Below are 25,561 nucleotides of genomic sequence, written 5' to 3' on the forward strand. Positions count from 1 at the left end.
CGCCACAATGCGCAGAACGGTGCTCGCGGTGGCCGGCCGGGTCGGGCTGGTCGGTCTGGTGGCGGCATGCACGTCCCACTCCCCGGCGGTGGTCGCTGACCCCGACATCACCAAAATCCTTGATCTGAAGGGCACTTTCGGGCCGGACTACCAGGTCAAGACGGTCGCGCCGACAGGCATCGACCCGCGCGCGTTCGCCCCGCAGACGCTGCCGCCGGGCCTGAAATTCGAGCCGCCGGACTGCGCGAAATTCGCCTCCGGCATGGCCGTCTCCCCAGGTGCCAAGGGCAACATGACCGCTGTCACCGCCGAAGGGCAGGGCAACCGGTACGTCATCCTGGCGGTCGAGACGTCCGAACCGATCGCGCCGGCCGATCCCGGTGACGGCTGCAAGAAGGTCGCCTTCTCCGGCGCCGGGGTGCGGGGCCTGGTCGAAGAGGTGCCGGCCCCGCCCATCGACGAGGTGAAGACGCTGGGTACCCACCGCATCCTCGAGACGATGGCGGGCGGCAAGCCGGCCTCCGGCCAGCTGTACAACTACGTCGCCGGTTTCGGCAGATTCCTGGTGATCGTCACCGCCAACTCGCTCGTCGCGCCGGACAAACCCGTCGTGCCGGTGAACACCCAGAAGGCGACGGAGCTGCTGACCAAGTCGGTCGCCGCGGTGCGCGGGCAGTAACTACCGCACGTTGCGCGGCCGGAACTGAATGCTGATCCGCGGCCCTGTGGGCCGTGCGGTCTTGGGCACCGCGTGCTCCCAGGTGCGCTGGCAGGACCCGCCCATCACCAGCAGGTCGCCGTGGACCTGGGGCAGCCGGACGCTGGTGCGTCTGCCGTCTGCGCCCGTGTTGCGGGGACGCAGCGCGAAAACCCTTGTCGCCCCGAGGCTCAGCACCGCGACCATGGTGTCCTCGGTGCTGCTGCGCCCGATGGTGTCGCCGTGCCATGCGACGCTGTCATTGCCGTCGCGGTACAAGCACAGGCCCACCGTGGTGAACGGCTCGCCGAGTTCGTGGGCGTAGGCGTCGTTGAGGCGCACCCGCAGCCGCGCCAGCCCGGGATGCGGCGCCCGTTCCTGCGCGAGGTCATGGAAGCTGACGAGCCGCGGCACGTCGAGCACCTTGTCGTACATCTGGCGCTGCTCGGCGCGCCAGGGAATCGCCGTCAGCAGCTCGTCGAAAAGCGTGTCGGCGCCCGTCAGCCAGCCGGCGCGGACGTCGACCCAGGCGCCGTCGCCGAGCCAGCGCCGTTCGGCATGGTCGAACAGCGAACCCTGAACCGCCAAGGACACCCCGCGATCCTATCGCACAGGCGTTCGATGTGTCGGAACCGTTCCGTTGACTCCGCGGTGGCGGCGTTCGCCACTCGCACTCTTGCGCCCTAGACGCAGGATCAACGCCAGGAGGGCAGCACGATCTCCATGTTCCAGGTCGACGGCGAGATCGGCAGGCCGGTCAGGATCGGGTACATCCACGCGAAGTTGGTGATCACCAGCGCCACGTAGAAGCACACGACCAGCAGCCCGAGTGTTCGTCGTTCCGGTTCCGTCGATCTCGGATACAGGATGTCGCCGAGGATCAGCGTGATCAGGATGATCAGGAACGGCGCCATGGGTGTGGCGTAGAAGAAGTACATCTGCCGGTCGATGTCGGCGAACCACGGCAGGTAACCCGCGGCGTAGCCGGTGAGCGCGGCGGCGTACCGCCAGTCGCGTTTGACGAACGTCCGCCACACCGCCCAGGCCAGCACCGGCACCGCGATGAACCACATGGCCGGCGTGCCGGCCAGCATGACGGCCTTGACGCACGACTGCGCGCCGCAGCCCGGCACATTGTTGTTGTCGATGGCGTACAGCACCGGCCGCAGCGACATCGGCCACGTCCACGGCTTGGATTCCCACGGGTGGTGATTGCCCGCGGCGTTGGTCAGGCCGGAATGGAAGCGGTAGACGTCGTGCGTGTAGTACCAGAGCGAGCGCAGCGTCGCGAACGGCCCGTCGCCGATGTTCCGGCCTTCCATGTGCCGGTCGATCGCGGTCTCCGAGGCGAACCACGGCGCGTACGACGCCAGGTACACCCCCACCGGGATCAGCGTCAGCGCCCACATTCCCGGCACGACGTCGCGGCGCAGCGTCCCCACCCAGGGCCGCTGCACGCGGTACGCCCGCCGGGCCGCAATGTCGAACGCGACCGTCATCAGGCCGAAGAACACCATGTAATACAGGCCCGACCACTTCACCGCGAGCGCGAGCCCCAGCAGCACGCCGGCGCCGAACCGCCACCACCGCACGCCGAGCCGCGGCCCCCACGGTGCCTCGGTGATCCGGCCTTCGGCCATCGCGACGTGCATCCGGGCGCGCACCTGGTCGCGGTCCACGATGAGGGCGCCGAACGCCGCCACGATGAATACGGCCTGGTAGACGTCGAGCAGCGCGGTGCGGGCCGAGACGAAGCTGACGCCGTCGGCGATGATCAGCAGCCCGGCGATGCCGCCCAGCAGCGTCGAGCGCGTCATGCGCCGCACGATCCGCGCCACCAGCAGCACCAGGATGACGCCGCACACCGCGCCGGAGAACCGCCAGCCGACGCCGTTGTATCCGAAGATCCACTCGCCGATGGCCATCAGCTGTTTGGCGACCGGCGGGTGCACCACCAGGCCGTAGCCGGGGTTGTCCTCGACGCCGTTGTTGTGCAGCACCTGCCAGGCCTGCGGCGCGTAGTGCTTCTCGTCGAAGATCGGGGTGCCCGCGTCGGTCGGCGAGCCCAGGTTCAGGAACCGGGTGATGACGGCCAGCGCGGTGATCACCGCGGTCATGGTCCAGCCACGCAGCCGGTCGGTCGGGCCGAAATCGGCGGCAGGCGTCAGTGGCGCCGGACTGATCACGGGGACCTCGCGCTCGGCGTCGGAGGCGTCGAGGGCGGGGGCGGTCACGTCAGCGAGCTTAGGCTGTCCCGTGTGACATCAGCACTTGGTCCGCTCGCCGGCGCTGGTCGGCTGCTGCTCGCGGCGACTCCATTGGGCCAGCCCGGTGACGCGTCGGCCCGCCTCATCGAGGCGCTCAGCACCGCCGATGTGATCGCCGCCGAGGACACCCGGAGGGTGCGCGCGTTGGCCGCGTCGCTGGATGTCCGGCCCGCCGGGCGCGTCGTGAGTTTCTTCGACCAGAACGAGGCATCCCGGGTCGCGGGGCTTGTCGAATCGATCGCCGCGGGGGAGACCGTGCTGGTGGTCAGCGACGCCGGCATGCCGTTGATCAGCGATCCCGGGTACCGGCTGGTGGCGGCGTGCGCCGGGGCCGGGCTGCCGGTGTCGTGTCTGCCGGGCCCGTCGGCGGTGACGACGGCGCTGGCGGTGTCCGGGCTGGCGTCGGACCGGTTCTGCTTCGAGGGTTTCGCGCCGCGCAAGGGCCGGGCGGCGTGGCTGGCCGGCTTCGCGACCGAGCGCCGGACGTGTGTGTTCTTCGAGTCACCGCGCCGGCTGGCCGAGACCCTGGCCGAGGCGGTGACCGTGCTGGGGCCGGACCGGCGCGCGGTGGTGTGCCGTGAGCTGACCAAGACCCACGAGGAAATTCGCCGGGGCAGCCTCGCGGAACTGGCCGAGTGGGCCGCCGACGGCGTGCTCGGCGAGATCACCGTGGTGCTGGCGGGGGCGACGCCGGTGGCGGACATCGACAGCTTGGTCGCGCTGGTTCAGGAACTGGTCGACGACGGCGCGCGCGTCAAAGATGCCTGCGCGCAAGTGATCGCCGAGAACCCCGGCGCGCCGTCCCGGCGCGAGCTCTACGACGCGGTCCTGAAGGCCCGTGAGACATAAAAGTGTTGAAAAAGGCTCCGCTGACGTTTTCTGTGGGTCGACTGTCCGGCCGGTGCGGGCCTGGGATGCGCCACGCGGGCGATCGCCTGCGATGCTTCGCAGGCGATCACGAAATTCGCCGCCAATCTCCGCGTGAACCGACCCGACTCGCTTAGGTCGCACTAAGGCCTCGGATCCCAGTCACCAGGTGACTGGGATCCGAGGCCTAAGAGAGTCGGGTAGCTAGATCAGTGTCGATCGACCCAATTTTGTGCAGGGTACCGCCCGCTTGCAGCGGACTGCTCGCGAGACAGGGAGAGGCTGACGGTGGCGGCGGCCTTGTGGAGGCACTCTTCCCATTCGCGGTCCGGGTCGGAGTCGGCGGTGATGCCGCCGCCCACCCCCAGGATCGCTCTGCCGTCGGGGTCGAATTCCACGGTGCGGATCGCGACGTTGAGTTCGGTGCCGGCCAGGGGTGACGCCAAACCGACCGTCCCGCAATAGATTCCGCGGTCGTACGGCTCCCATTCGGCGAGGAGTTCGCGGGCGCGGCATTTCGGGGTGCCGGTCACCGAGGCGGGCGGGAACGCGGCATCGAGCACGGCTGCCATCGGGGTGTCGACCGGAACCCGCGCGGCCACCGTCGACACGAGATGCCAGACGCCCGGCGCGGGCTCGACTGCCAGTAGCTGCGGCACCCGGACCGACCCGGTCGTCGCGACGCGGCTCAGATCATTGCGGACGAGGTCGACGATCATGATGTTCTCGGCGACGTCCTTGACCGACGACGCCAGCTCCGACGGCGGACGATCAAGGGGGAGCGTGCCTTTGATGGGGCTGGAGGTGACGACCTCGCCGCGGCGGCTCAGGAACAGTTCAGGCGACAGCGACGCGACCGCGCCCCACTCGCCTGCGACGAACGCGGCCCGGGCGGGCGCGGTCCGCGTCACCGCGTCGACGAAGAAGTCGATGGGCGCGCCGGACAGCCGCCCGGTGAAGCGGGTACAGACGCAGGCCTGGTACACCTCGCCCGCGGCGATCGCGTCGAGGCAGGACAGCACGCCGGCGCGGTGGCCGGCGCGGTCCGGCGCCCGCCAGTCGATGGCGTACGGCTCGGGTGCCGCCGGCTCCAGGGCGGCCAGCCAGTCGGGAAGCGCTGCCCCGGAGAGGCTTTCGTACCACCAGTGCCCGGCGGCGTCCTGCCGCAGCACCGAGTCCGACCAGCCGCCGGCAGCCTCCGGAATCCGGTGACCACCGTCCGGGTACGACAGGTAGCCGAACCAGCCGCCACCGATCGCCTCACCGGAACCCGTTGGCGCGTCGAAGACTTCGGTGGCGGTCACCGGTTCGATGGCGACGCTCGGTGCGATGACGGCCGTCGCGCCGAACCAGTCACCCAGCAGCGCGGCCGGCGGGGGCAGGCCGCGGCGGGCGGCGGCGTCGGCGACAGCCTTCAACACCCCCGGGGCGTCGCCCAGGTCGGCCAACCGCTCGACTCGCACGCCCCACAGCTTGTCAGACGGTCCGCCGGATCTCCCGCTCGACCAGCACCCCACCGAGCTTGTCGGGGTTGCGCACGGCGTAGAAGTGGCTGATCTTGCCGTCCTCGATCTCGATCAGGATGACGCCCTCGAGTTTCTCGCCGAGGTACAGCACCAGTGCCGGGGCGCTGTTGTACGTCGCGAGGTCGGCACGGGCCTCGGGGTAATCACCGATGCCGCGCATGAGGCCGAGCAGCAGTCTGCCGACCTTGTCCGGGCCGTACACCGGTCGCCGGGCCGCGCTGACCTTGCCGTCGCTGTCCGCGGTCCACGTGACGTTCGGGGCCAGCAGCGTCATCAGGCCGTCCAGATCGCCGGTCGCCGCTGCCGTCAGGAACTGCGTGGTGACCTCGGCGGACTTGGCGGTGTCGGGCGTGTACCGCTTACGCCGGGCCTGGACATGCTCGCGGGCCCGGTGTGCGACCTGGCGCACCGCCGCGGTGGATTTGCCTACGGCCCCGGCGATTTCGTCATAGTCGAACCCGAACACCTCACGCAGCACGAACACGGCCCGTTCGTCGGGGCCCAGCGTCTCCAGGACCACGAGCATCGCCATCGAAACCGACTCGGCGAGAACGACATCCGAGGAGGCGTCGCGCTCGTCGAGTAGCAGCGGCTCGGGCAGCCACGGGCCGACGTACTCCTCGCGGCGGCGAGCGCCGGCCCGCAGGGCATTCAACGCCTGCCGGGTGACCAACTGCGCCAGGTACGACTTGGTGTCCCGCACGGTGTCGAGGTCGACCTCGGCCCACCGCAGGTAGCTGTCCTGCAGCACGTCGTCGGATTCCGTTGCCGAGCCCAGGATTTCGTAGGCGATGGTGAAGAGGAGCGGCCGCAGGTGGGTGAACCGCTCGGCGTGTTCACCCCCTGCGACACTGGCTGAGCCGGTCATGCGCTGACAGTCTCCGCCAGCTGTTCGGCCCGCTTGCCGCCCGTCATTACGAACACCGCGCTCGGCTTATTGGCGACCCGTCGGATCCCCCACAGCGTGCCCTTGCAGATCGCTTCCTTCAGCTTCGCGCCGACTCGACCGCCGATGTAGTAGTTGGTCGAGGAGTCGTCTTTCCGGGCGATCTGGATGGTCGCCAGGTGCCGGCCGAGGCTGACGCACGATCCGACGAACACGGGGTCGAGGGGCTTGGGCTCGGTTCCGGCGATCCGGCTCAGCACGGTCCCCACGGCCGTCACGGTGAGCGGACTCGTCGCCTGGCAGCTCATCCGCAGCGGCTGACCCGACGGTGCAGCGGCGTCGCCGGTGGCGACGATGCGCGGATCGTCGATGCTGGTCATGGTTTCATCGGTCAGCAACCGGCCCAGGTCATCGGTCCGCAGTCCGCTGGCGGCCGCCAGTTGGGGGGTGCCGAAGCCGGCGGTCCACACCGTGACGGCGCTACTGATGAAGCGCCCGTCGGCGAGGGTCACCCGGTGGGCGCTGACGGCGCTGACGTCGCCCTCGATCACAGTCACGCCCAGCTTGGCCAGGGCCTTGGCCACCGAGCGGCGGGCCGGGGCACTCATCGCCGGCGCGAGCTTGTTGCCGACCAACACGACGTTGCGGCCGGCCTCGGCGAATTCGGACGCCGCCTCGATGCCGGTCAGCCCGGCACCGATGACCACCAGTGGCGCGGACAGCGGCACGTCCTGCAGTCGCGCTGCCAGCCGCTCCGCCTGCTCGAATTCGGCCAGGGGGTAAGCGAATTCGGCGGCGCCGGGCACCGACGCCGGGACGGCGCCAGTGCTGCCGACGGCGTAGATCAGGTAGTCGTAGTCCAGGGTGTCGCCAGACGCCAGCTCGACGGTGCGGGCCGCGGCGTCGATGCGGGTGGCGGTGTCGATCACCACGCGGACGTCGTCGGCGAGGAGGGTGTCGTAGCCGACGGTGGCGTCGTAGTTCCCGGCCGCGTGCTGGTGCAGGCGGATGCGTTCGACGAACTTGGGCCGCGGGTTCACCAGGGTGACGGCCACGTCGTCGCGCATCCGGACGTGATTGGCCGCCAGTGCGCCGGCGTATCCGCCGCCGATGACGACAACGCGGTGGAGCTTCTGGTTTCCGGTCATCACTGCATCTCCTTCGGGGTTGGTTATGCCCTCAAGACACCGGCGGCGCCGAAAGTGTGACAAACGTACCCGCAGATGTGGCCCAGATCACTCGACTCCAGTGCGGACCCTGCGACCAGCGGGGGTCAATGCGCAGGTCAGACCACTCCGAGGGCCGACATCGCGTCGGCGACCCGGATGAACCCGGCGATGTTGGCCCCGGCCATGTAGTTGCCCGGCTGGCCGTATTCGTCGGCGGTGCTCAGGCAGCGGTCGTGGATGCGGCCCATGATCTCGGCCAGCCGCTGCTCGGTCTCCTCGAACGTCCACGAGTCGCGCGACGCGTTCTGCTGCATCTCCAGCGCGCTGGTGGCCACGCCGCCGGCGTTGGCGGCCTTGCCGGGCGCGAAGGCGACCTTGGCCTCGGCGAACAACTTCACTGCTTCCGGGGTGCACGGCATGTTGGCGCCCTCGGCGACGACCTGGCAGCCGGACGCGATCAGTGCCTTCGCGTCGTCACCGTCCAGCTCGTTCTGCGTCGCGCACGGTAGCGCGATGTCGCACGGTAACTGCCAGACCGAATCGTTATCGACGAACTGCGCACCGCCGCCGCGCATTTCGGCGTACTCGGCAATCCGGCCGCGACGCACTTCCTTGAGCTCCTTGAGGAGCTCGAGGTCGACGCCCTTCTCGTCCACGATGTATCCGCTCGAGTCCGAACAGCCGATGACGGTGCCGCCGAGTGCGTGCACCTTCTCGATGGCGTAGATCGCGACGTTCCCGGACCCGGACACCACGACCTGCTTGCCGTCGAAGGACTGCCCGGTGCTGCGCAGGATTTCATCGACGAAGAACACGGTGCCGTAGCCGGTGGCCTCGGTGCGGACCTGCGAGCCACCCCACGTCAGGCCCTTGCCCGTCAGGACACCGGACTCGTAGCGGTTGGTGATGCGCTTGTACTGGCCGAACAGGTAGCCGATCTCGCGGCCGCCGACGCCGATGTCGCCGGCGGGGACATCGGTGTACTCACCGATGTGCCGGTACAGCTCGGTCATGAACGACTGACAGAACCGCATCACCTCGTTCTTGGAGCGGCCTTTGGGGTCGAAGTCCGAACCGCCCTTGCCGCCGCCGATGGGCAGGCCGGTCAGCGAGTTCTTGAAAATCTGCTCGAACCCAAGGAATTTCACGATGCCCAGGTACACCGACGGATGGAACCGCAGGCCGCCCTTGAACGGACCCAGCGCGGAGTTGAACTCGACGCGGAAGCCACGGTTGATCTGCTCGGCTCCGGCGTCATCGATCCACGGCACGCGGAAGATGATCTGCCGCTCCGGCTCGAACAGCCGTCGGATGATGGCGGTGTCGGAGTACTCGGGGTGCTTGTCGACGACCGGGCCCAGGCTCGTCAGAACCTCGTAGACGGCTTGGTGGAATTCGATCTCGCCGGCGTTGCGGCGGGTGACTTCCTCGTAGACGTCGTGCAGCCGCTCGTGTAAGCCGTCCTGCGCCATATCTTTTCGTTACTCCTTGGTCTCCGCTTGATAGCGGGGAAATACGCCTTCGGGTGTCGGTAGCACCGTCCCCGGTGCCAGCCGGGTGCCCAGGGCACGGAAATCCCGTGCCGAGGCGTCCTGCCCAAGAAGGTCGAGCAGCTTCCCCCCGGACTCCGGCATCACCGGCTGCACCAGCAGCGCGGCGATCCGGACCGCCTCCAGCGTCGTGTATAGCACTGTGCCGAAGCGGGTCTGGTCCGACTCAGCGGGAGACTTGCGCAGCACCCACGGTTCTTCGGCCGAGAAGTAACGGTTGGCGGCACCGAGCATCTGCCAGATGGCCTCCAGGGCCAGATGCATCGCCGGCACGTCGTAGTGCGCCCGCACCTGCTCGAGCAGCGCGTCGGCCTGCTTGAGCAACTCGAGGTCGGCGGCGGTGAATTCGCCTGGCTCCGGCACGATTCCGCCGAGGTTCTTGTTCACCATCGACAGCGAGCGCTGTGCCAGGTTGCCCAGTTCGTTGGCCAGGTCGGCGTTGATGCGGCCGATGATGGCTTCCTCGCTGTAGCTGCCGTCCTGGCCGAAGGACACCTCGCGCAGGAAGAAGTAGCGCACCTGGTCCAGGCCGAAGGCGTCGATCAGCGCGATGGGATCCACCACGTTGCCCACCGACTTGCTCATCTTCTCGCCCTTGACATTGATGAAGCCGTGCGCGAAAACCCGCTCCGGAAGGGCGATTCCAGCCGACATCAGGAACGCCGGCCAGTAGACGCTGTGGAACCGGATGATGTCCTTGCCGATCATGTGGAGATTGGCCGGCCAGTACTTGCCGAAGTCCTCGGCGGCGGTGTCCGGAAAGCCCACGCCCGTAAGGTAATTCGTCAACGCGTCGACCCACACGTACATGACGTGCTCGGGGTGGTCGGGTACCGGGACGCCCCAGTCGAACGTGGTGCGCGAGATCGACAGGTCCTTGAGCCCGCCCGAGACGAAGCTGACGATCTCGTTGCGCCGCACATCGGGTCCGATGAATTCGGGATGCGCCTCGTAGTGCGCCAGCAGCCGGTCGGTGTAGGCCGACAGCTTGAAGAAGTAGGTCTGCTCCTCGGTCCACGTGACGGGCGTGCCGGTCTCGATGGCGAACCGGCTGCCGTCGCGCACCTCGGTCTCGTCCTCGGCGAAGAAGCGCTCGTCGCGGATCGAGTACCAGCCGGCGTACGTGCCGAGGTAGATGTCCCCGGTCTCGTTCATCCGGCGCCAGATTTCCTTGGACGCCTCGTAGTGGTCGGCGTCGGACGTCCGGATGAACCGGTCGAAGGAGATGTTGAGCTTCTCCTGCAGCGCCTGGAACACGTCGGAGTTGCGCGTGGCCAGCTCCGCGGCGGTGATGCCTTCGGCCGCCGCGGCCTCGGCCATCTTCTGGCCGTGCACGTCGGTACCGGTCAGGTAGCGGACGTCGAAGCCGTCGAGCCGCTTGAACCGGGCGATCGCGTCGGTGGCGATGTACTCATACGCGTGCCCGATGTGCGGTGCGCCGTTCGGGTACGCGATGGCGGTGGTGATGTAGAAAGGCTCACTCATTTGGGTCTCACTTTAGGGTGTCGCTGTGAGCGCCAAACGAGAGAAGCCGCCCGCCCCGGAACCACTGCCCGGACTGATCGACGCCCACACCCACCTGGACGCCTGTGGTGCGACCGACGCGGCGAGCATCAAAGAAATCCTGGACCGTGCCGAAGCCGTCGGCGTCGAGAAGGTCGTCACCATCGCCGACGATCTCGAGGCGGCCGAGTGGGCCGTCGGCGCCGCGCATGCCGATCCGCGTGTGTACGCCGCCGTCGCGCTGCATCCGACCCGTGCCAACGCCCTCGATGACCAGGCCAGACGCACCCTGGAAGGCCTGGCCGCCGACCCGCGTGTGGTCGCGGTAGGGGAGACCGGCATCGACATGTACTGGCCCGGCAAGCTCGACGGTTGCGCCGACGAGGCGACGCAGCGCGAGGCCTTCGCCTGGCACATCGACCTGGCCAAACGGGTCGGCAAGCCGCTGATGATCCACAACCGGGACGGCGACGCCGAGGTCCTCGACGTGCTGAGGTCCGAGGGCGCGCCGGAGACGGTGATCTTCCACTGCTTCTCGTCGGACGCCGCGATGGCCCGCACCTGCGCTGATCACGGCTGGCTCATGAGTCTGTCCGGCACCGTCAGCTTCCGGAACGCGCATGCGCTGCGGGAGGCGGCCGCGATCATCCCGGCGGAGCTGTTGCTCGTCGAAACCGACGCGCCGTTCCTGACGCCGCACCCGTTCCGCGGCGCGCCCAACGAGTCGTACTGCCTGCCGTACACGGTCCGCGCACTGGCCGAGATCCGGAATTCTTCAGCGGCCGAAATTGCCGCGGTGACCTCGGAAAACGCTTCGAAAAGCTATGGACTGTATCATTAGTCCAAGTTGCCGCCTCCCGGGGACGTTCGTTACCGTTCTGTGATCAACCCGGTCGAGGTGGCTTTCATGTGGTCACCGCGGCCGCTGCTCGGGGCCACCCCGGGCTCGATAGACACGGGATTGACGCCTTGAACGTTCTGAACAAATTGCATGATGCGCGCTCGCCGATGCTGCGTGGCGTGACCGGGGCCTTCCTCGCCACGCTGACCGTCGCAGGCGGGTTCGCCGTCGCGAACCACAAGACCGTCACCCTCACCATCGACGGCGCACCGATGACGGTGCAGACCATGAAGACCCGCATCGGCGACGTCCTGACCGAGAACGGCTTCACCGTCGGCGAGCGCGACGACCTGTTCCCCGCGGCCGACCAGGACGTGCACGACGCCGAGAACATCGTGCTGCGCCGCAGCCGCCCGCTCGAGATTTCGCTGGACGGCCAGGGCACGCGTCAGGTGTGGACCACCGCCGCCACCGTGCAGGACGCCCTCAAGCAGCTGTCCATGACCGACACCGCGCCCGTCGCGGCCGACCGCGCCACCCGCGTGCCGCTGGCCGGCATGTCGCTGCCCGTGGTCAGCGCCCGCAACGTGACCATCGTCGACGGCGGTGTGCCGCGCCAGGTGCACCTGGCCGCGGCCAACGTGGCCGGGCTGCTGGCCGAGGCCGGCGTGCCGCTGGAGCAGCGCGACACCGTCGTCCCCGCGGCATCCACGCCGGTGACCGAGGGCATGCAGATCGATGTGACCCGGATCCGGCTGCAGCAGGTGACCATGGAATCGCCGCTGCCCCCGACCATGAACACGGTGCCCGACCCGGCGCTCAACATGAGCCGCAAGGTGGTCGACGATCCGGGCCAGCCCGGCACGCAGAACGTGACGTTCGCCGTTGCCACGGTCAACGGTGTCGAGACCGGTCGGCTGCCGGTCTCCAATCAGGTGCTGACCCCGGCGCGGGACGGCGTCCTGCGCGTCGGCGCCAAGCCCGGCACCGAGGTGCCGCCGGTGACGCAAGGGGCTGCCTGGGATGCACTGGCGCGTTGCGAGTCCACCGGCAACTGGGCCATCAATACGGGCAACGGTTTTTACGGCGGAGTCCAATTTGATCAGAACACCTGGGAGCGGCAGGGCGGTCTGCGTTATGCTGCGAGAGCTGATCTTGCGACACGTGAAGAGCAGATCGCGATTGCTGAAGTGACGCGAGCCCGCCAAGGTTGGGGTGCCTGGCCAGTGTGTAGCGGGAGAATTGGGGCACGATGACGATCCGGCTACTCGGTCGAACCGAAATCCGGCATCTGGCAAAAGAGCTTGATTTCCGGCCGCGTAAGGCCTTCGGACAGAACTTCGTGCATGACGCCAACACGGTGCGCCGCATCGTGTCGGCATCCGGGGTCAACCGGCAGTCCCACGTCTTGGAGGTCGGCCCGGGTCTGGGCTCGCTGACGCTGGCGCTGCTGGACCGCGGCGCGAAGGTGACGGCCGTCGAGATCGACCCGGTGCTGGCCCGCCAGCTGCCGACCACGGTCGCCGAGCACTCCCACAGCGAGATCGGCCGGTTGACGGTGATCAACCGCGACGTGCTCGACCTCATGCCGTCCGACCTGGACGAGCAGCCGACGGCGCTGGTCGCCAACCTGCCGTACAACGTCGCGGTGCCGGCAATCCTGCACCTGCTCTCGGAATTCCCGACCATCCGCACCGTCATGGTGATGGTCCAGGCCGAGGTCGCCGAGCGGCTCGCCGCCGACCCCGGCACCAAGGACTACGGGGTGCCCAGCGCCAAGGTGCGGTTCTTCGGCAACGTCCGGCGCTACGGCATGGTGTCGCCGACGGTGTTCTGGCCCATCCCGCGGGTCTACTCGGGCCTGGTCCGGATCGACCGGCACGAGACGTCGCCGTGGCCGACCGACGACAACTTCCGCTCGCAGGTTTTCGACCTGATCGACATCGCGTTCGCGCAGCGGCGCAAGACGTCGCGCAACGCGTTCGCCGAGTGGGCGGGTTCGGGCAATGCCTCGGCCGAGCGCCTGCTGGCCGCCAGCATCGATCCGGCACGTCGTGGCGAGACCCTGGCGATCGCCGACTTCGTGCGGCTGCTGCAGCGTTCGGGCGAGCTGGACCGCGAGCAGCGCGCCACGGCCCCGGAGCCTGAGCAGCAGGTCGACGCCACCCACTGAGGCCGGCGGGCAGGCTTTTCCACACTTGGTGTTGTGGCTCTCGCCGCGGGCGTTAATGTCGTGGCGTGTCTACGTCGGATGGAAACACTGCTTCTGAGTGGGTACCCACAGGCTCGGTGACCGTCCGCGTGCCGGGCAAGGTGAACCTGTACCTCGGTGTCGGTGACTGTCGCGATGACGGCTATCACGAGCTCACCACGGTGTTCCACGCCGTCTCCCTGTTCGACGAGGTGACCGTTCGCAACGCGGACCTGTTGTCACTGGAGATGTTCGGCGACGGCGCCGAGGGCCTGCCGACCGACCACCGCAATCTCGCCTGGCAGGCTGCCGAACTCATGGCCGAGCACGTCGGCCGCGCGCCCGACGTCGCGATCTCGATCGACAAGTCCATCCCGGTGGCCGGCGGCATGGCCGGCGGCAGCGCCGACGCGGCCGCCGTGCTGGTCGCCATGAACAACCTCTGGGAGCTGGGTGTGCCCCGCAGGGACCTGCATGCGCTGGCCGCCCGGCTCGGCAGCGACGTCCCGTTCGCGCTGCACGGTGGCACCGCGCTGGGCACCGGCCGCGGCGAGCAGTTGGCCACGGTGCTGGCGCGGAGCACGTTCCACTGGGTGCTGGCGTTTGCCGAGGGTGGGCTGTCCACGCCGAAGGTTTTCGCCGAGCTGGACAACCTGCGGGCCGACGGGCGCAAGGGCGGCCCGCCGGCGCTGGACGATCCCGAGCCGTTGCTGACCGCGCTGGCCTCGGGCGATCCGAGGGAACTGGCGCCGCTGCTGGGCAACGATCTGCAGGCCGCGGCCGTCAGCCTGGACACCGGGCTGCGGCGCACGCTGCGCGCGGGCGTCGAAGCCGGCGCGCTGGCGGGCATCGTGTCCGGTTCCGGGCCCACCTGCGCGTTCCTGTGCGCCTCCGCCGAGGACGCCGTCGAGGTCGGCACCCAGCTTTCCGGTGCCGGGGTATGCCGCACGGTGCGTGTCGCCAGCGGCCCGGTGCACGGCGCCAGAGTGGTGCCGGCGCCCAGCAAGCAGGCCTGAGCCGGTGTGACTCAGCACTCAATTCGGCCAACAGTTTGTTAGCTACTTAAGAGTCTCTTAAGATGATCGATGGTGTATGCCAGCGGCCAGGCGTGGAACGCAATGGTTTTTCTCACCGGCGGTGTCGGTGGGCGGATGCGCAGCGCCGGAGTCATGGCAGCGGAGCCATCGATTCGAGATATAACCGCGGCCGAATTGTGCGTGCGCGCCTCTACAAGTGCGCCTGGCACCGGACGGACTATGGAACGACGGGCAGTGGCGCCTGACGTCAGGAGGTTGTCGTGAGCCGATTTACCGACAAGATGTACAACAACGCTCGTACATCGCAGCGGGGCATGGTCACCGGTGAGCCGCACGAGCCGGTGCGCCACACCTGGGGTGAGGTCCACGAGCGGGCCCGCCGGATCGCAGGTGGCCTGGCGGCCGCCGGCATCGGTCACGGCGACAAGATCGGCGTGCTGGCCGGTTTCCCGGTGGAGATCGCCCCGACCGTGCAGGGCATCTGGATGCGCGGCGGCAGCCTCACCATGCTGCACCAGCCGACGCCCCGTACCGATCTGGCCGTCTGGGCTGAAGACACCATGAACGTCATCAGCATGATCGAGGCCAAGGCCGTCATCGTCTCCGAGCCGTTCCTGGTGGCCATCCCGGTGCTGGAGGAGAAGGGCCTGCAGGTCCTCAAGGTCGGCGATCTGCTCGCTGCCGAGCCCATCGACCCCGTCGAGACCGGTGAAGACGACCTCGCGCTGATGCAGCTGACCTCGGGTTCGACCGGGTCGCCGAAGGCCGTGCAGATCACGCACCGCAACATCTACTCCAACGCCGAGGCCATGTTCATCGGCGCCGAGTACGACGTCGACAAGGACGTCATGGTCAGCTGGTTGCCGTGCTTCCACGACATGGGCATGGTCGGCTTCCTGACCATCCCGATGTACTTCGGCGCCGAGCTGGTCAAGGTCACGCCCATGGACTTCCTGCGCGACACCCTGCTGTGGGCCAAGCTGATCGACAAGTACAAGGGCACCATGACGGCGGCCCCGAACTTCGCCTACGCCCTGTTCGCCAAGCGGCTGCGCCGCCAGGCCAAGCCGGGCGAATATGACCTCTCCACGCTCCGGTTCGCGCTGTCCGGCGCCGAGCCCGTCGACCCCGCCGACGTCGAGGACCTCATCGACGCCGGCAAGCCGTTCGGCCTGAAGGCCTCGGCCATCCTGCCGGCCTACGGCATGGCCGAGACCTGCCTCGCCGTGTCGTTCTCGCCGTGCAACGCCGGCCTGGTCGTCGACGAGGTCGACGCCGACCTGCTGGCCGCCCTGCGGCGCGCCGTGCCGGCCTCCAAGGGCAACACGCGTCGCCTGGCATCGCTGGGCCCGCTGCTGCGCGACCTCGAGGCCCGCGTCGTCGACGAGGACGGCAACGTCCTGCCCGAGCGCGGTGTCGGTGTCATCCAGCTGCGCGGCGAATCGGTGACCCCCGGCTACATCACCATGGCCGGCTTCCTGCCGACGCAGGACGAGAACGGTTGGTACGACACCGGTGACCTCGGGTACATCACCGAGGAGCAGAACATCGTGGTGTGTGGCCGCGTGAAGGACGTCATCATCATGGCGGGCCGCAACATCTACCCCACGGACATCGAACGCGCGGCGGGCCGGGTGGAAGGTGTGCGCCCGGGCTGCGCCGTCGCGGTGCGCCTGGATGCCGGTCATTCGCGCGAGACCTTCGCCGTCGCGGTCGAGTCCAACGCCTGGCAGGACCCGGCAGAGGTGCGCCGGATCGAGCATCAGGTGGCGCACGAGGTCGTCACCGAGGTCGACGTGCGGCCGCGCAACGTGGTCGTGCTGGGCCCCGGCACCATCCCGAAGACCCCGTCCGGCAAGCTCCGTCGCGCCAACTCGGTGGAACTCGTCACCGGCTAGGTTTGTGAAGTCGTGAAAGCCCCTGATCTCCAAGGAGATCGGGGGTTTTCACGTTTTCCACACGGATGGGCTTGCCCGCTACGCTGAGCGAAAGCTGTGAACCCCGGGTAATCTCGCCAATTACCGACGAGAGGACCGGCGTATTCATGAGGCGTGTCGTTGCGGCCCTGGCCGCAGTGCTCGGCGCGGGCGCCATCGCCGCGGTACCCGCTTGTGCCGACGGCTCGGCGGGCGTGCTCGGGAAGCCGAACAACATTGCCGCAGCGGTCGGTTCCGGCGTCCGGGGCGGCGTCATCGTCGGCTTCACCGCCACGGGGCCTGACGTCCGTGCGGCCTCCGTGGCAGTGATCGCGGCGTGTAACCGGGCCGGTGCCGACCAGTGCACGAGCGACGAGGTCACCAACGATCGGTTGTGCATCGTCAACGTGCACGCCCCCGAGAGCGGCGTCGTGGCCGGCGGCGCCGGGCCGACGATCGAGGACGCCCGCCGCGACGCGTTCAACCGGGCGGCGGCCAACAACACTCCTCTTGCTGCGGACTCACCCACACTGGTCTCGTCGTGCCCGTGAACTGAGGCACGCACGCAGCGGTCGTGACGAATTCCGTTGCATACGAAAGTTCCTCGGCCATCCGGTGACGTTGCTCACCGCCTTTTTCGAGATCACCAGGTCACCGCATTTCGGCTGCTCACGGACATGTGAGTTTGCCATGAGTTCATGGCACGGTCACATGGCCGAAACATATAGTCGAACTAACATGCGGGGGCCAGAAGGCAGGCTGAGAGACAGACGGCCTTCCCCCGAAAGTGAGAAGGTGACATGACTCATCAAGGCAAGCGCACGATGGCAGCTCTGCTGGTGGGCCTGGCCTCGGTCAGCGGCATCATGGCGCCCGTCGCAGGTGCCCGCCCGACCTGTCAGGACTCCGGCGCAACCTCCACCTGTGAGACCAACGGCAGCGTGGCGATCAAGGCGACCCCGGGCGTCCGTACCCAGGACACCACCCAGAGCTCGCGCGTGGGCGCGCAGGGCCGCCGCAACTGCTACACCGATGCCGTCGACCGGCAACACATCTGCGGATAGTTCTTTCGCGACCAATACGCGAAAACCCCCAAATTCGGTGGAATTTGGGGGTTTTCGTGGTTTACGGCCGAAATGGCTACCAGGCGTGGACGGTGTTCTGCGCCGCCTCGACGCCGTGCTGCAGCAGCAATTCCGTTGCGTCGGCTGCTTGTTCGAGAATGGCGCCCAATTCGGGCCGTTCCCTCGAGTTGAAGTTCTCCAGCACGAACGCCGCCGGGTCCTGACGCCCCGGCGGGCGGCCGACGCCGATGCGGACGCGCTGAAAATCCTTGGTGCCCAAGGCCGAAGCCACGGACCTCAGGCCATTGTGGCCGCCCTCGCCGCCGCCGAATTTGAGCCGGATGCGGCCGAAATCGATGTCCAACTCGTCGTGGAGCACCACGACATCGGCGGGCGCGACCGAATAGAACTTCGCCAAAGGCCCGACGTGCCTGCCGGATTCGTTCATGTAGGTGCGCGGCTTGGCGAGCACCACGGACCGGCCTCCCAGCCGGCCCGTGGTGACCTCAGCTCCGGATTTCTTGTGCACCTTGAATCCTGAGCCGATGCGCTCGGCCAGGATGTCGGCAACCAGAAATCCAACGTTGTGCCGCGTTGTTTCGTAGCGCGGCCCAGGATTGCCCAGGCCGACCACCAGCAGTGGCTCGGCCAAAGCGGACTACTCCGACTCGGCAGCGGCCTCTTCGGCCGCCTCGCCCTCGGCAGCGGCCTCTTCGCCCGAAGCGGCCTCTTCCTCGCCGGCGCCCTCGGCGTCCAGGTCCTCAGCGGTCGGCGCGGTGACGACGTTGACGACCAGGGTCTCGGCGTCGGTCACCAGGGTGACGCCCTTGGGCAGCTCGACCTGGCCGGCCAGGATCTGGGTGCCGGCCTCGACGCCCTCGACCGAAATGGTCAGCGACTCGGGGATCGACAGGGCCTCGGCCTCGATCTGGATGGTGTTGGCGTCCTGGGTGACCAGGGTGCCGGGGGCGGCGTCGCCCTCGACGAGGACGTTCACGTCGACGGTGACCTTCTCGCCACGCTTCACGACGATCAGGTCGGCGTGCTCGATGTTGCGCTTGATCGGGTGAACGACGACCTGCTTGGTCAGCGCGAGCTGCTCCTTGCCGGCGATGTCCAGGGTCAGCACCGCGTTGGTGCCCGAGTTACGCAGCACGGCAGCGAAGTCGTGGGCGTTGATCTCGAGGTGCTGGGGGTCGGTGCCGTGGCCGTACAGGACAACGGGCACGCGGCCTTCGCGACGGGCCAGACGCGAGGCGCCCTTGCCGGTCCGGGTGCGGACCGCAGCGGTCAGATTGTTCGAGGTGGGGGCCGCGTTCTTGGCCATGTGAATCGCTCCTGATGCCGTATCTACTGGGTGGCACGGCCAGGGCTGGGATATCTGCGCACATACGTGCTGTGAATTCCCGTCGATAACGGTGGCCCGAAATCGGACCGACCCTCGCCGTGATCGTGAGCCAGACTAGCGGAAACGCCCCTTACAGCGGAAATTCAGTGGCAGTGAGCTGGGCAGACAGGTCCCAGAGCGCCGTCGCGGTGCGCGCCGAACGGGCGGCCGGCTTGATCAGCTGGGTGGGGCCGGTCGGCCCACGGAAGCCGAATTTCGGGCCGACGAACGTGTTGCCCGGCAGGTCCTGCGACGCCGCGAACAGCGTCTGGCGCGCACCGAAGGACGCGTCGGTGGCGATCTTGTTGGCGGCGAGCCAGAACTTGTCGCCGAACTCATTGCCGGTGTGGCCCTGCAGGTTGGTGGCCGAGTAGCCCGGGTGCGCGGCCAGCGCCCGGACGGGCGAGCCCGCGATCGACAGCCGGCGCTGCAGGTCTTTGGTGAACAGCAGATTCGCCAGCTTCGACTGCCCATACGCCAGCCAGGCCGAGTACGGCCGCGACTTCCAGTTCAGGTCTTTGAGGCTGATGTAGCCCAGCAGGTGCAGCTCGGACGACACCGTGACGACGCGGTCGGTGATCTTGGGCAACAGCAGGTTGGTCAGGGCGAAGTGGCCCAGGTGGTTGGTGCCGATCTGGCTCTCGAAACCGTCCTCGGTCACCGAGAAGGGCACCGCCATGATGCCGGCGTTGTTGATCAGGACATCGACCTTGTCGACCCCGGCGGCGAACTCACGCACCGAGGCCAGGCTCTGCAGATCGAGCGGACGGACCTCGACGTCGCCGGTCATGCCCGCGGCCGCGGCGTCGCCTTTGGCGGTGTTGCGGCAGGCCAGGATGACCTTGGCGCCCACGCCGGCCAGCTCACGGGCGGTGACCTCGCCGAGGCCACTGTTGGCCCCGGTGACGATGACGGTGCGGCCGGCGAAGGAAGGAAGGTCCGCGGCGGTCCATTCGCTCATGACGGCGAGCTTAGTGCGGCGCCGCTACTTCGGTCCGACGGAGAAGCCCTTGATGATCGTCTCGATGTCGCCGGCCTGCTCCTTGGCCTGTTCGGCGTACGTCGTGACGGTCAGCTGGATCAGGTAGTGGATGCCCGGGCGCGGCGGCGACGGCTGGGCGATCACGATCCGGTTGTACGACTGCATCCGGCGGTTGTGCAGGTCGTAGCTGCCCTCGATCATGGCCGACGGATAACCCTGGAAGTCCTCGCTCGAGCTGTAGAGCTTCTTGAAGTTCTCGGACAGCAGCGCGTCGGCGTCGGAGTGCTTGAGAGCGTCCTTGACGTCGAAGTCGCCGGACAGCTGGAACACCATCAGCATCGCCAGGGGATAGGTGTCGTTCTTGGCGATCGTCACGGTGCCGGGCGAGTAGTTGAGGTTCTTGTAGCCCGTCCAGCCCGGTGGCCGCGGCAGCGACACCTTGAGGTCGGTGAGCTGGTCCGGGACGACCTGCTTGCTCTGCACGCCGAGCTTGTTCAGGTAGTCGGGGAACGGGATCAGGCTGGCCTTGTCCACCGGAGTCGTGCTGGTGGTCGGCGTCGTCGACCAGATCGACTTGTAGTCAGGCGTTTTCGCGTCGCATGCGGCGAGGGTGAGAGCGGTCGCAATGGACAGCACCGCCCCACCGATCCGCTGCAGGATCACAGAATCTCGCGGACCGCGTCGATCGGGCGGGCCAGCCGGGTGCCCTTGTCGGTGACGACGAAGGGCCGCTCGATCAGGATCGGGTGCTCCGCCATGGCGTCGAGCAACTGCTCGTCGGTGGCCTCGGCCAGATTCAGCTCGGCGTAGAGGGCTTCGCGCTTGCGCACCGCGGTGCGCACGTCGATGCCCGCATCCTCGATCATCGCCGCGAGCTCGGCCCGGGACGGCGGCGTCTTCAGATACTGCACGACCTCGGGCTCAACGCCGTTCTCCCGCAACAGATCCAGCGTCTTGCGGGAGGTCGAGCACTTCGGGTTGTGGTAAATCCGGGCCATTTAGGCGGATCCGTCGAAAAGGCCGGTGACCGAGCCGTTTTCGAACACCGCGCGGATGGTCGAGGCCAGCAGCGGCGCGATCGACAGCACGGTCAGGGCGTCGAACTGCTTGTCCGGCGTGATGGGCAGCGTGTTGGTGACGATGACCTCGCGGGCGCCACAGTCGGCGAGACGCTGGGCCGCCGGGTCGGACAGCACGCCGTGCGTGGCGGCGATGATGACGTCCTTGGCGCCGTCTTCGCGCAGCAGCTTCACGGCGCCGGCGATGGTGCCACCGGTGTCGATCATGTCGTCGGTCAGGATGCAGGTCTTGCCCTTGACCTCACCGACGACGCGGTTGGCCTTGACCTGGTTGGGGACCAGCGGATCGCGGGTCTTGTGGATGAAGGCCAGGGGCACGCCGCCCAGCGAGTCGGCCCACTTCTCGGCGACGCGCACGCGGCCGGAGTCGGGGGAGACCACGACGAGGTCGGAGTCGGAGTACTTGTCACCGATGTAGCCGCACAGCAGGGACTGGCCGCGCATGTGGTCGACCGGACCGTCGAAGAAGCCCTGAATCTGGTCGGTGTGCAGGTCGACCGAGACGATGCGGTCGGCGCCGGCGGTCTTGAGCAGGTCGGCGACCAGGCGGGCCGAGATGGGCTCGCGGCCGCGGTGCTTCTTGTCCTGGCGCGCGTACGGGTAGAACGGCAGGATCGCGGTGATCCGCTTGGCCGACCCGCGCTTGAGCGCGTCGATCATGATGAGCTGTTCCATCAGCCAGTGGTTCAGCGGCGCGGGGTGGCTCTGCAGCACGAAGGCGTCACTGCCGCGCACCGACTCGTCGAAACGGACGAAGATCTCGCCGTTCGCGAAGTCCCGGGATGTCTGCGGGGTGACCTCGACGCCGAGCTCTTTGGCCACCTGTTCGGCCAGTTCGGGGTGCGCGCGCCCCGAGAAGAGCATCAGATTTTTGCGGTTGTCGGTCCAGTCCGTGGCCACTGTGTGCTGCTTTCGCGGTGGGGGATCGATACGCGGTAATGGTACTTGCCGGTAACCCGGAACTGTTGCCGGGTTACCAGAACACCAACAACAAACATCGAGCTCAGCTCTCGCCGCGCGCTTTCCGGGCTGCGGCTGCGGCCTTCGAGTCGGGGCGTTTGCGCTCGACCCAGCCTTCGATGTTGCGCTGCTCACCCTTCGAAACGGCCAGCGCACCAGGGGGTACGTCCTCGCGGACCACGGTGCCGGCGCCGGTGTAGGCGCCGTCGCCGACGGTCACCGGTGCGACGAACATCGTGTCCGAGCCGGTGCGCACGTGGGAACCGATGGTGGTGCGGTTCTTGTTCTCACCGTCGTAGTTGACGAAGACGCTGGACGCGCCGATGTTGCTGTACTCGCCGATGTCGGCGTCCCCGACGTAGGTCAGGTGCGGCACCTTGGTGCCGGTGCCGATCTTCGAGTTCTTCACCTCGACGAACGCACCCAGCTTGCCGTCGGCGCCGAGTTCGGTGCCGGGCCGCAGATACGTGAAGGGGCCGACGGTGGCGCCCGCCCCGATGACCGCGAGCTGCCCGTGGGTGCGGATAACCTCGGCGCCGTCGCCGACCTCCATGTCGGTCAGCGTGGTGTCGGGGCCGATGACGCAGTTGGCGCCGACGTCGGTGGCGCCCAGCAGCTGGGTACACGGCCTCACGACGGTGTCGCGGCCGATGCTCACGTCGACGTCGATCCAGGTGGTGCTCGGGTCGATGACCGTGACGCCCGCGCGCTGGTGGCCGGCGATGATGCGGCGGTTCAGTTCGGCGGCCACCTCGGACAGCTGCACACGGTCGTTGACGCCGGAGACCTGCGCGCTGTCGTCGACATGGTGGGCCCGCACGATCTGGCCGTCGCCGCGCACGATCGAGATGGCGTCGGTGAGGTAGAGCTCCTGCTGCGCGTTGTCGGAGCGCAGCCGGCTCAGTGCCGAGCGCAGGGCGGCCGCGTCGAAGGCGTACACCCCGGAGTTCACCTCGCGGATGGCGCGCTGGGATTCGGTGGCATCGGCCTGCTCGACGATGCCGATCACCTCGTGGTCCTGCGTGCGCAGGATGCGGCCGTAGCCCGTCGGGTTGGTGACGGTCGTGGTCAGCACGGTGGCCGCCGCGGTCGCGGCGGCGTGGGTATCGACGAGATTGGCGAGGGTGTCGGCGTCGAGCAGCGGCACGTCACCCGCGGTGACGACGACGGTGCCGGCGAAGTCGCCGGGCAGTGCGGACAAGCCGCAGCTGACGGCGTGCCCGGTACCGAGCTGCTCGTCCTGGATGGCGACGGTGACGCTGCGCCCGAGGCCGCCCGCGATCTCGTGCACATGCGCGGTGACGCGCTCGCGCTCCTTGCCGACCACCACAACGAGGTGCGTCGGATTGACCTTGGCGACGGCATGCAGCGCGTGTGCCAGCATGCTGCGGCCGGCCAGCGTATGCAGGACCTTCGGGATGTCGGAGCGCATCCGGGTGCCCGACCCGGCCGCCAGGACGATGACAGCGGCTTCGCCTCGAGTCACGTACGCCTCTCTCTACGCGGATGGTCGCGCTTTACAGCTCCGTCGCCAGGACTCGAACCTGAACTATCTGAACCAAAATCAGAGGTGCTGCCGATTACACCACGACGGATTACTCGCCAGAGACTCTAATGCAAGCGGATAGGCTGGCGACCATGGCAGCGGCGGAGAACGGAGCGCGCAGCCCTCGTGCGCGCATGACCGGCAGTGAACGCCGTCAGCAGCTCATCGAGATCGCCAAGTCGCTTTTCGCCGAGCGCGGCTACGACGGCACGTCCATCGAGGAGATCGCGCAGCGCGCCAACGTCTCCAAGCCCGTCGTCTATGAGCATTTCGGCGGTAAGGAAGGCCTCTACGCCGTCGTCGTCGACCGCGAGATGTCCGCGCTGCTCGACGGCATCACGTCGTCACTGACCAACAACCGGTCGCGGGTCCGGGTCGAGCGGGTGGCGCTGGCGCTGCTGACCTACGTCGAGGAGCACACCGACGGCTTCCACATCCTGATCAGGGATTCGCCGGCGGCCATTACCTCGGGCACCTACTCGACGCTGCTCAACGACGCGGTCAACCAGGTCAGCTCGATCCTGGCCGGTGACTTCTCCCGCCGCGGGCTCGACCCGGAGCTGGCGCCGCTCTATGCGCAGGCGCTCGTGGGCTCAGTGTCGATGTCCGCGCAGTGGTGGCTGGACACCCGCGAACCGAAGAAGGAAGTGGTCGCCGCGCACCTGGTCAATCTGATGTGGAACGGCCTGACGCATCTCGAGTCGGATCCCGAGCTGCACGAGAACTGAGTTCACGTTCGGCTGACGGGGTCCTAGCCGCAGTCGCGCAGCAGCAGGTCCGCCGTGGTCTCCCGGCGGATCAGCGCCCGGACCCGGCGGTCGCACACGGCGATGACCGGTGGCCGGGTCGTCATGGTGAAGTTCGACGCCGTGCTGTGGTGGTAGGCGCCGGTGCACGCGGTGGCGAGCAGATCGCCGGGGTGGACGTCGTCGGGCAGGTCGAGGTCGTCGGCGATGACGGTGCCGTCGCGGCCGAGGACGGTGGCGGGTCGCGTGGGCCCGAGCGGGTGCCGATTGGCAAGGGTGACAGTGTAATTCGCGACCGGCGCCGAGTGCGGGTGGCTGCCGTCGACGGTGACGACGGCGCGGCCGTCGGTGCGGGCCGACACCGACTGCACGCGGTGCAGCGTCACGCCGGCCCGGCCGCTGATCGCGCGGCCGGGTTCGACGACGAGCCGGGGCCGGGGGAAGCGGTTGGCGGCGCAGGCGGCGTCGAGGGCGTCTTCCAGGAAATCGGCGAGGGCCGCCACGTCGAGTTCGGGTTCGCCGGTCCGGTAGGCGATGGCGTGGCCGCCGCCGATGTTCAGTTCGGTGAGCACGACGCCGTGGGCGGCGCGCACATCGGTCATGGTGTCGACGAGACCGCGCACGGCCTCGACGTACACCTCCGGTTCGGCGATCTGCGTGCCGAGGTGGCAGTACAGGCCGGCCAGCGGCAGTTGCGGGGTGGCGAGCGCCCGGCGGACGGTCGGCAGCACGTCGACACCGGGCCGGACCTGCAGCAGCACGGCCTGCCGCCGGCGCGCGACGCCCGCCAGGTAGGCCATCTCGATGGGGCAGTCCAGCACGATGCGGCCGACGCCGGCGCCCGCGGCGGTCGCCAGCTCGTCGACCGACTTGCCGCTGCCGTGGACGACGATGCGCGCCGGGTCCATGCCGCCGGCGAGGGCCGTGGCCAGCTCGGCCGTCGAACACACCGCCATGCCGAGGCCGGCCTCGTGCACCCAGCCGGCAACGGTCCTGGTCAGCAGGGACTGGGCGGCGTAGACGACCTCGACGCCGCGCAGCGTGGCGCGGTAGTGCTGGGCCCGCTTGCGGAAGTCCGCCTCATCCAGAACATATGCGGGCGTGCCGAACTCGTCGGCCACGTCGGTGAGCGCGACCGACCCGACGCAGAGTCGTCCCAAGGCGTCGACCTGGGTGGTCAGCGGCCAGATGGTGGTGTCGATGCGCGGACGCATGGCGCCCCGCAGGGACGGCAGGATGTCGAGCAGTGTCATGGATCCACCCTGCGCCCGGAATCGCCCGGTGAGCGCCCCGTTGACGATCCCTTGACGGGACGGTGCCCAATATTGACGAAGTCCTGCGAACTAC

At 68.2% G+C, this 25,561-nt stretch carries 25 protein-coding genes and 1 tRNA gene; 10 read left to right on the forward strand and 16 right to left on the reverse strand.

All coding sequences use genetic code 11. The features are described 5' to 3' along the window. Nucleotides 1-7: 7 nt before the first annotated feature. Nucleotides 8-679 carry a DUF5642 family protein gene (locus VXD91_RS19500; RefSeq protein ID WP_346416151.1) on the forward strand — a complete coding sequence of 224 codons (672 nt, stop codon included), beginning with the start codon at nucleotides 8-10 and terminating at the stop codon, nucleotides 677-679. On the opposite strand, the gene VXD91_RS19505 is transcribed toward VXD91_RS19500, so the two are convergent. Continuing rightward, nucleotides 680-1,291, reverse strand: a complete 612-nt coding sequence (locus VXD91_RS19505; protein WP_346416152.1) for an alpha-ketoglutarate-dependent dioxygenase AlkB — start codon at nucleotides 1,289-1,291, stop codon at nucleotides 680-682. A 101-nt stretch (nucleotides 1,292-1,392) separates the two neighbouring features. Next, complete coding sequence (locus VXD91_RS19510; RefSeq protein ID WP_346416153.1) at nucleotides 1,393-2,931, reverse strand: phospholipid carrier-dependent glycosyltransferase; 1,539 nt, start codon at nucleotides 2,929-2,931, stop codon at nucleotides 1,393-1,395. A 24-nt stretch (nucleotides 2,932-2,955) separates the two neighbouring features. Between VXD91_RS19510 and rsmI the strand changes: the two genes are divergently transcribed. Continuing rightward, nucleotides 2,956-3,813: a 16S rRNA (cytidine(1402)-2'-O)-methyltransferase gene (gene rsmI / locus VXD91_RS19515; protein ID WP_346416154.1), complete on the forward strand. Its 858-nt coding sequence runs from the start codon at nucleotides 2,956-2,958 to the stop codon at nucleotides 3,811-3,813. 227 nt (nucleotides 3,814-4,040) lie between these two features. Here the strand turns inward: rsmI and VXD91_RS19520 are convergent, their stop codons facing one another. The 5 genes from VXD91_RS19520 to metG form a co-directional block, all read right to left on the reverse strand. Further along, entirely contained in the window at nucleotides 4,041-5,294 is a 1,254-nt protein-coding gene (locus VXD91_RS19520; RefSeq protein ID WP_346416155.1) for an aminodeoxychorismate synthase component I, read from the reverse strand. 13 nt (nucleotides 5,295-5,307) lie between these two features. Beyond that, the gene (locus VXD91_RS19525; RefSeq protein ID WP_318986735.1) at nucleotides 5,308-6,225 is read right to left on the reverse strand and encodes an RNA polymerase sigma-70 factor; all 918 of its coding nucleotides are present in this window, start codon (nucleotides 6,223-6,225) and stop codon (nucleotides 5,308-5,310) included. Beyond that, on the reverse strand, nucleotides 6,222-7,391 hold the full coding sequence (locus VXD91_RS19530; protein WP_318986734.1) for an FAD-dependent oxidoreductase: 1,170 nt from the start codon (nucleotides 7,389-7,391) through the stop codon (nucleotides 6,222-6,224). The genes VXD91_RS19525 and VXD91_RS19530 overlap by 4 nt, the downstream gene beginning before the upstream one ends. Before the next feature lie 137 nt (nucleotides 7,392-7,528). After that, entirely contained in the window at nucleotides 7,529-8,884 is a 1,356-nt protein-coding gene (gdhA, locus tag VXD91_RS19535) for an NADP-specific glutamate dehydrogenase (RefSeq protein ID WP_346416156.1), read from the reverse strand. A gap of 9 nt (nucleotides 8,885-8,893) precedes the next feature. Next, complete coding sequence (gene metG / locus VXD91_RS19540) at nucleotides 8,894-10,447, reverse strand: methionine--tRNA ligase (protein ID WP_346416157.1); 1,554 nt, start codon at nucleotides 10,445-10,447, stop codon at nucleotides 8,894-8,896. 25 nt (nucleotides 10,448-10,472) lie between these two features. Here metG and VXD91_RS19545 point away from each other — a divergent pair, with 25 nt between their 5' ends. The 7 genes from VXD91_RS19545 (at nucleotide 10,473) to VXD91_RS19575 (ending at nucleotide 17,514) form a co-directional block, all read left to right on the forward strand. Then, the gene (locus VXD91_RS19545) at nucleotides 10,473-11,306 is read left to right on the forward strand and encodes a TatD family hydrolase (RefSeq protein ID WP_133427946.1); all 834 of its coding nucleotides are present in this window, start codon (nucleotides 10,473-10,475) and stop codon (nucleotides 11,304-11,306) included. A gap of 128 nt (nucleotides 11,307-11,434) precedes the next feature. Beyond that, nucleotides 11,435-12,562, forward strand: a complete 1,128-nt coding sequence (locus VXD91_RS19550; RefSeq protein WP_346416158.1) for a transglycosylase family protein — start codon at nucleotides 11,435-11,437, stop codon at nucleotides 12,560-12,562. Further along, nucleotides 12,559-13,479, forward strand: a complete 921-nt coding sequence (gene rsmA, locus VXD91_RS19555; RefSeq protein ID WP_346416159.1) for a 16S rRNA (adenine(1518)-N(6)/adenine(1519)-N(6))-dimethyltransferase RsmA — start codon at nucleotides 12,559-12,561, stop codon at nucleotides 13,477-13,479. The genes VXD91_RS19550 and rsmA overlap by 4 nt, the downstream gene beginning before the upstream one ends. A gap of 65 nt (nucleotides 13,480-13,544) precedes the next feature. Then, a complete protein-coding gene (locus VXD91_RS19560) occupies nucleotides 13,545-14,513 on the forward strand; it encodes a 4-(cytidine 5'-diphospho)-2-C-methyl-D-erythritol kinase (protein WP_346416160.1) in 969 nt (322 codons plus the stop codon). A gap of 281 nt (nucleotides 14,514-14,794) precedes the next feature. Then, on the forward strand, nucleotides 14,795-16,432 hold the full coding sequence (locus tag VXD91_RS19565) for a fatty acyl-AMP ligase (RefSeq protein WP_346416161.1): 1,638 nt from the start codon (nucleotides 14,795-14,797) through the stop codon (nucleotides 16,430-16,432). Between the two features lie 146 nt (nucleotides 16,433-16,578). After that, on the forward strand, nucleotides 16,579-17,001 hold the full coding sequence (locus VXD91_RS19570) for a hypothetical protein (RefSeq protein ID WP_346416162.1): 423 nt from the start codon (nucleotides 16,579-16,581) through the stop codon (nucleotides 16,999-17,001). Between the two features lie 249 nt (nucleotides 17,002-17,250). Continuing rightward, a complete protein-coding gene (locus tag VXD91_RS19575) occupies nucleotides 17,251-17,514 on the forward strand; it encodes a hypothetical protein (protein WP_138248077.1) in 264 nt (87 codons plus the stop codon). A gap of 76 nt (nucleotides 17,515-17,590) precedes the next feature. Here VXD91_RS19575 and pth read toward each other — a convergent pair whose 3' ends face one another. The 8 genes from pth to VXD91_RS19615 all read right to left on the reverse strand — a co-directional run bounded on the left by pth (nucleotide 17,591) and on the right by VXD91_RS19615 (nucleotide 23,517). Then, nucleotides 17,591-18,166 carry an aminoacyl-tRNA hydrolase gene (gene pth / locus VXD91_RS19580; RefSeq protein ID WP_346416163.1) on the reverse strand — a complete coding sequence of 192 codons (576 nt, stop codon included), beginning with the start codon at nucleotides 18,164-18,166 and terminating at the stop codon, nucleotides 17,591-17,593. A gap of 6 nt (nucleotides 18,167-18,172) precedes the next feature. Continuing rightward, a complete protein-coding gene (locus VXD91_RS19585) occupies nucleotides 18,173-18,841 on the reverse strand; it encodes a 50S ribosomal protein L25/general stress protein Ctc (protein ID WP_318986728.1) in 669 nt (222 codons plus the stop codon). Between the two features lie 151 nt (nucleotides 18,842-18,992). Next, entirely contained in the window at nucleotides 18,993-19,862 is an 870-nt protein-coding gene (locus VXD91_RS19590; protein ID WP_346416164.1) for an oxidoreductase, read from the reverse strand. 24 nt (nucleotides 19,863-19,886) lie between these two features. Continuing rightward, nucleotides 19,887-20,546 (reverse strand): LpqN/LpqT family lipoprotein, encoded by a 660-nt coding sequence (locus VXD91_RS19595; RefSeq protein WP_318986726.1) that lies wholly within the window; start codon nucleotides 20,544-20,546, stop codon nucleotides 19,887-19,889. Then, a complete protein-coding gene (arsC, locus tag VXD91_RS19600) occupies nucleotides 20,543-20,881 on the reverse strand; it encodes an arsenate reductase (glutaredoxin) (protein WP_318986725.1) in 339 nt (112 codons plus the stop codon). The genes VXD91_RS19595 and arsC overlap by 4 nt, the downstream gene beginning before the upstream one ends. Beyond that, nucleotides 20,882-21,862 carry a ribose-phosphate diphosphokinase gene (locus VXD91_RS19605; RefSeq protein ID WP_318986724.1) on the reverse strand — a complete coding sequence of 327 codons (981 nt, stop codon included), beginning with the start codon at nucleotides 21,860-21,862 and terminating at the stop codon, nucleotides 20,882-20,884. 103 nt (nucleotides 21,863-21,965) lie between these two features. Beyond that, entirely contained in the window at nucleotides 21,966-23,408 is a 1,443-nt protein-coding gene (gene glmU / locus VXD91_RS19610) for a bifunctional UDP-N-acetylglucosamine diphosphorylase/glucosamine-1-phosphate N-acetyltransferase GlmU (protein ID WP_346416165.1), read from the reverse strand. 37 nt (nucleotides 23,409-23,445) lie between these two features. Beyond that, a tRNA-Gln gene (locus tag VXD91_RS19615) sits at nucleotides 23,446-23,517 on the reverse strand. An 85-nt stretch (nucleotides 23,518-23,602) separates the two neighbouring features. On the opposite strand from VXD91_RS19615, the gene VXD91_RS19620 reads away from it, so the two are divergent. Then, a complete protein-coding gene (locus VXD91_RS19620; RefSeq protein ID WP_346416183.1) occupies nucleotides 23,603-24,196 on the forward strand; it encodes a TetR/AcrR family transcriptional regulator in 594 nt (197 codons plus the stop codon). A gap of 23 nt (nucleotides 24,197-24,219) precedes the next feature. On the opposite strand, the gene VXD91_RS19625 is transcribed toward VXD91_RS19620, so the two are convergent. Then, nucleotides 24,220-25,467 (reverse strand): diaminopimelate decarboxylase, encoded by a 1,248-nt coding sequence (locus VXD91_RS19625; protein WP_060999250.1) that lies wholly within the window; start codon nucleotides 25,465-25,467, stop codon nucleotides 24,220-24,222. Nucleotides 25,468-25,561: the final 94 nt, after the last annotated feature.

Source organism: Mycobacterium sp. SM3041 (assembly GCF_039668335.1).
Classification (GTDB): Bacteria; Actinomycetota; Actinomycetes; order Mycobacteriales; family Mycobacteriaceae; genus Mycobacterium.